This is a genomic window from Halorubrum tibetense, from assembly GCF_042661865.1.
GTDB classification, from domain to species: Archaea; Halobacteriota; Halobacteria; order Halobacteriales; family Haloferacaceae; genus Halorubrum; species Halorubrum tibetense.
Map to the genome: position 1 here is coordinate 1 of NZ_JBHSWW010000291.1, position 2,958 is coordinate 2,958.

3 protein-coding genes and 1 pseudogene are annotated in these 2,958 nt (G+C 69.9%); 3 read left to right on the top strand and 1 reads right to left on the bottom strand.

The annotated features are described in order from the left end of the window. A pseudogene (locus tag ACFQEU_RS13865) lies at positions 1–228 on the top strand (threonine synthase); the annotation flags it as partial. Between the two features lie 130 nt (positions 229–358). On the opposite strand, the gene ACFQEU_RS13870 reads toward ACFQEU_RS13865, so the two are convergent. After that, positions 359–1,459: a PGF-CTERM-anchored ABC transporter substrate-binding protein gene (locus ACFQEU_RS13870; RefSeq protein WP_379783106.1), complete on the bottom strand. Its 1,101-nt coding sequence runs from the start codon at positions 1,457–1,459 to the stop codon at positions 359–361. A 62-nt stretch (positions 1,460–1,521) separates the two neighbouring features. Between ACFQEU_RS13870 and btuC the strand changes: the two genes are divergently transcribed. Both btuC and ACFQEU_RS13880 read left to right on the top strand, forming a co-directional pair. Beyond that, a complete protein-coding gene (btuC, locus tag ACFQEU_RS13875) occupies positions 1,522–2,691 on the top strand; it encodes a vitamin B12 ABC transporter permease BtuC (RefSeq protein ID WP_379783108.1) in 1,170 nt (389 codons plus the stop codon). After that, positions 2,688–2,958: ATP-binding cassette domain-containing protein (locus ACFQEU_RS13880; RefSeq protein ID WP_379783110.1), on the top strand; the 271-nt coding region annotated here is incomplete at its 3' end. The genes btuC and ACFQEU_RS13880, both read left to right, overlap by 4 nt.

Below are 2,958 nucleotides of genomic sequence, written 5' to 3' on the forward strand. Positions count from 1 at the left end.
GACGCGGTGGCCGTCGACGTCGACGACATCGTCGCGAGCGCGGTCGCGGTCGCACAGAACGAGGTCATCGAGGTGGGCGCGACGGGCGGTGCCGCTCCCGCGGGTGCGTGGGCGCTCGCCGAGGACGGGTTCTTCGACGGCGACGAGACGGTCGTCCTCCTCAACAGCGACGCCGGACTGAAAACGCCCGACGTGCTCCGCAGCCACCTGATGGGCCAGGGTATATAACGGATTCAACCGAAATGGCCGCGCGTTTCGCGGCTCGCGGACACCTTCCCTTCCGTCGTCGTTCGGATCCGAACGGCCGCGTCGTTCGACCGACGCGACGGTGGATATAACGAACTGCCGCGGGTACCGATCAGTCCCGACGGCGCGTCGCGAGCAGTGCAGCCGCGAGCGCCGCCACGAGCGCGGGAACGACGCCGAAGCCGGGCACTTCGACGCCCGTCTCGTCGTCGTCGATCGCGTCGTCATCAGCCGCGTCGTCCGTGCCCTCCTCCGTCGTGGGCTGTAGCTCCTCGACCGCGTCGGCGAGCGTACTAGTCGACTCGATGACGCTGCGCGGCGCGGGCTGGTTCAGGTAGTTCACGTCCATCACCACGTAGTTCCGCTCGATCCCGGCGGTCGTGCTCGCGTACGGCTCTTCGTCGAGGATCGCCGCGTCCGGATCGGTCACGAGGACCAGTTCGGGGTCGGTTTCGAGAACGACCTCGTCGGACAGCTGCGGGAACCCGTCGCCCTCCGCGGCGGCGACGTTGTCGGTCCCGCCGATCCGCATGATCTCGTCGATGAACGTGTTGTTCGCCGCGACGAACCCGTCACCGAGCGGGTACAGCGCGGCGGGTCGGTCGAGGTCTGCGGTTCGGTCCGTGGTCTCCTCGACCGCGTCGTACATCTCCTCGTTCGTGTCGGCGGCGGCCGCACACGCGTCGATGAGCTGGCCGATCGTCGTCGTCTTGTCGGCGATGTCGTCGACTGACGTCGCCTCGGGGAAGTGATACACCGTTAGGCCGGCCTCACGCAGCGGCTCGACGCTCGCGGCCGAGGCGTTCGGCGACAACACCAGATCCGGCTCCGTCCCGACCACGCGTTCGACATCCGCGCCGAAGTCACCCGAGACGTCCTCCTTCTCGTCGGCCCCGTCGAGGTAGAGCGCGAACCGCGTCACGCCGACGACGCGGTCCCGCTCGCCGAGCTCCCAGACGGTCTGGGCGGCGGACGGGTTCGTGGTGGTGATCCGCTCGGGCGGCTCCTCGAGCGTCACCGTCTCTCCCGTCGCGTCGGTCAGTTCGAGCGGGAACTCACACGTCGCCGGCTCCGTCGGGTCGTCCGCCTGTAGCGGTCCGGCGTCACCCGCGTGGTCGACTGTTGGCTGTACACCCGCCGCCACACCCCCGACGCCGCCCACGAGGGCGGTCGTCACGAGCAGGGCGATCACGATCGTGAAACGCTGTCGCATCGCGTTCAGCACGGTACTCATTCAATAAGTATTTACCTACTACAAGTTTTGTTGTATATCGAATGCGTATCTGGCGACGGGCGGCGGCGTGGTCGGGAGCGCTAGCCGCCGCGCTCGCGCTCGTCGTCGTCGTCAGCGCGGGTATCGGTCCGGTCCGGATCCCGCCTACCGAGGTGGTCAAGGCGGTGCTGAACGCCCTCGTCGTCCCCGCTGGCGTGGAGTTCGGCACCGGCGGGGCGAGCGGGACGGGCGTCCTCTCGGGCTCCGGATCGCTGACGATCCCCCGGCCGACGTTCGTCTACCGATCCCCGTTCTCGTACCCCATCGCCGATGTCCACCAGCGGATCGTCCTCCGGGTCAGGCTGCCGCGGATCCTGCTCGCCGCGCTCGTCGGGTTCGCGCTCGCCGCCGCGGGCACCGTGATGCAGGGGTTCTTCCGCAACCCGATGGCCGACCCGTCGATCATCGGGGTCTCTTCCGGCGCGGCGGTCGGGGCCGTCGCCTTCATCGTCTTCCCGTTCGCGCTGTCGACGACGGTGACGCTTCCCCTCCTCGGCGCGGTCGACCTCGGGCTCTCGCACGGCGCGGGGGTGAGCCTGTTCGCGTTCGTCGGCGCGCTGCTGGCCGCCTTCGGGGTGTACGCGATCGCGACCCGCCACGGTCGGACGCCGGTGGCGACCCTGCTGCTCGCCGGGGTCGCCGTCCAGACGTTCCTCGGCGCGGTTATCTCGTACCTCCAGCTCCAGGCTGGGGAGTCGCTCCGGCGGATCGTGGCGTGGCTGATGGGCCACCTCTCCGGCGCGACGTGGACGGAGGTGGGGGTCACCGCGCTCGTGGTCCCGCCGCTTTTCGTCCTGCTCTTGGCGTACGCGCGCGACCTCAACGTCCTCCTCCTGGGGGAGGAGGAAGCACACGGCCTGGGGGTCGACGTCGAGCGGACGAAGCGGCTGCTGTTGGCCGCCAGCGCGCTCATCACCGCCGCCGGCGTCGCGTTCGCGGGCGTCATCGGCTTCGTCGGCCTGATCGTCCCCCACATGCTCCGACTGGTCGTCGGCCCCGACCACCGGGTGTTACTCCCCACCGCGGCGCTCTCGGGCGGCGCGTTCCTCGTCGCGGCCGACACCGTCGCTCGATACGGTACGACGGAGCTCCCGGTCGGCGTCGTCACCGCCGCGGTCGGCGCGCCCTTCTTCATCTACCTGCTGATGAAACGCGAGGTGCACGAGCTGTGAGCGGCGATGCTCCCGGCGACGTCGCTGCCGGCGTCTCGGGATCGGACACGGACGCGCCCCCGCCCGTCGACGTCAGCGACCTCTCGGTCTCCTTCGGCGACCTCGACGCCGGCCGCGACGTCGACCTGACTGTCGAACACGGCGAGATCGTCTGTCTCGTCGGGCCGAACGGCGCGGGGAAGACGACGCTGATACGGGCGATCAAGGGGACGCTCGATCCCGACGCCGGCACGGTCCGGCTGGCCGGCGACCGGGTCACGGCGCTGT

What these genes read in the sequence shown, in the direction of transcription:
- ACFQEU_RS13870 (WP_379783106.1), bottom strand. Translation starts at nt 1,459, where the DNA reads ATGCGACAGCGTTTCACGATCGTGATCGCCCTGCTCGTGACGACCGCC.
- btuC (WP_379783108.1), top strand. Translation starts at nt 1,522, where the DNA reads ATGCGTATCTGGCGACGGGCGGCGGCGTGGTCGGGAGCGCTAGCCGCC.